Origin of the sequence: Clostridium sp. LY3-2, from assembly GCF_024705715.1 — a bacterium.
Lineage (GTDB): Bacteria > Bacillota > Clostridia > Clostridiales > Clostridiaceae > Clostridium.
Genome location: NZ_JAMDLQ010000003.1, coordinates 1 through 2236 on the forward strand (window position 1 = coordinate 1; position 2236 = coordinate 2236).

3 protein-coding genes are annotated in these 2236 nt (G+C 28.0%); 1 reads left to right on the forward strand and 2 read right to left on the reverse strand.

Features of this window, described 5'->3' with window-relative positions; translation table 11 throughout:
* Positions 1-680: YncE family protein (locus M4I33_RS00160; RefSeq protein ID WP_257914505.1), on the reverse strand; the 680-nt coding region annotated here is incomplete at its 3' end.
* Between the two features lie 163 nt (positions 681-843).
* On the opposite strand from M4I33_RS00160, the gene M4I33_RS00165 reads away from it, so the two are divergent.
* A complete protein-coding gene (locus tag M4I33_RS00165) occupies positions 844-1098 on the forward strand; it encodes a TIGR03905 family TSCPD domain-containing protein (protein WP_194190975.1) in 255 nt (84 codons plus the stop codon).
* A 26-nt stretch (positions 1099-1124) separates the two neighbouring features.
* Here M4I33_RS00165 and M4I33_RS00170 read toward each other — a convergent pair whose 3' ends face one another.
* On the reverse strand, positions 1125-2072 hold the full coding sequence (locus M4I33_RS00170; protein WP_257914507.1) for a ribonuclease Z: 948 nt from the start codon (positions 2070-2072) through the stop codon (positions 1125-1127).
* Positions 2073-2236 lie beyond the last annotated feature (164 nt).

Consider the following 2236-nt stretch of genomic DNA (forward strand, 5'->3'; position numbering starts at 1 on the left):
ATATTTATACTTCCATCACCAAAGTTACTAACTAAAATCTCTTCTTCTGTTTCAAAAATATCAGACGGAAGTTCTCCTAAAACAAAACTTTTTTCTAAATTAAAATTTTTTGTATTATATATATTTAAATAACTTTTACCGTATAAATTTATACTTTCTTCTGCTACAAATAAATGATCTCTACTTTTTGATATTTTTATGCAAGTTGGACTTCCTGAAAGTTCTATCTTACCTACTCTTTCTAACCTTTCTTTTTCTATTAGATCTATTCTTTCGCTAAAAAGGTTACAAACTAATATAATACCTTTTTCTTTTAAAAATTCTAATTTATAAGGATAATTAAAATCACCCCTAATACATTCTATTTCACCATTCTTTAAATTCACCTTACTTAAAGAATTACTTTCAGAACATGATATATAAGAATTGTAATCATCTATTGAAATTGATTTTGGAGCTTTTCCAACATAAATCTTATTTAAAACTTCTAATTCCTTATTTAAAATAGAAATAGAATCACTATATGTATTTGTGATTACTATTCTTTCTTCCCATCTCTCTATCTCAAAAGGTCCTTCTTTCAAATCATCATTAAATTTAATCTCATCTACATAAAAATCCTTTAACCTAACTTTGCTTATACTATTATCAAAAGTGTTGCATACATAAATAAAGCTCAAAGAAAGCACCTCCAAAATATAGAAATAAGAATTATTTATATATAATATGACTTAAAACTACAGCTTGGAACATCTATTTTTTTAAAATAAAATTTTCCTCTTCACTAAAAGGAAAAATCTAAGTATAATAATAACTATGTTTTAAAAGTTAGGAGTGATTTTTATCGTTACATACAAAACTAAAGGAGTATGTTCTACTGAAATTCAAATCGAAGTAGAAGGTGAAGTTATTAAATCAGTTAAATTTGTAAGAGGATGTCCTGGAAATCTATATGGAATATCAGAACTAGTTAAAGGTATGGAAATAGATGAAGCTATTAAAAGATTAGACGGAATTACATGTGGCACTAAAGAAACTTCATGCCCAGACCAACTTGCAAAAGCTTTAAAAGAAATTAAAGAAAAACATTTAAGCTAAAAAAAGAAGGGACATACCCTTCTTTTTTAATCATTAAAATTTAATTCAATTTCGTACCCGTCTTTAGCTAATTTAGAATTCTCAAACTCTTCTATTGCATTTTTTAAATAATGGTCTGGATGTAGTAATGCTTGTGAAAAATGAGTAAATATTAATTCCTTAACTTTAGCCTTTTTTGCTAAAATAGCACCTTCTCTAAACGTCATATGTTTATTTATTATAGCTTTATTAATGTCTAAATCATCCCCGTAAGTCCCTTCGCAGATAAATAAATCACTATTTACTATAAAGTCTTTTATAGAGTCTATAGGCCTTGTATCTGTTATATAAGAGACTTTGATACCTTTTCTCTTTTCACCTAAAACCATTTCTTTTGTAAAAATTTCACCGTTTAAAGAAATATTGTCCTCTCCTTTTTGAAGCTTACTCCACAGAGCTTTAGGGACTTTATTTTTAATTGCCTTATCTACATCGAATTTTCTTTTTCTAATAAATTCAAAGTCATAACCTATGCATTCGATTGAATGTTCTAATTCTATAGTTTTAATATCTATCTCACTATCTCTTTTATCACAAGGTTTTAAAGAATCATCTTTTATTTTAAAGTGTAAGTTTGATTTCTTTACTTCGATTACTTCTATTTCAAAAGGAAGGTGGCTTGCTGTAACTAAAAGTCCTTCTAAGGCTTTCTTTAAACCAAAAGGTCCAATTATAATTATTTTTTCTTCTCTACCACAATTCCCTATAGTAGATAGCATACCGTTTAAGCCGTTTATATGGTCTCCGTGAAGGTGAGTTATAAGTATGATATCAAAACTCTTAAACCCAACGTTATACTCCCTACACCATATCTGAGTGCCCTCCCCGCAATCTACTAATATTTTTCTTCCTCTAAATTTCATAACTGAAGAAGAAAGATGTCTGTATGGCATAGGCATCCCCCCGCCTGTGCCTAAAAAAGTTAAATTAAGCATTAATTATTGCATCTCCTTTTTAATTATACCTCTAAGTTCTCCTATCATATAAAGCGATCCAGCTCCAAGTATCATATCTTTTTTAGTTGCCTTTTCTTTAATAGCTTTAAATCCTTCTTCATAGCTATCATAACTTTCAGTTTTACTATTTAAAGGAATTACTT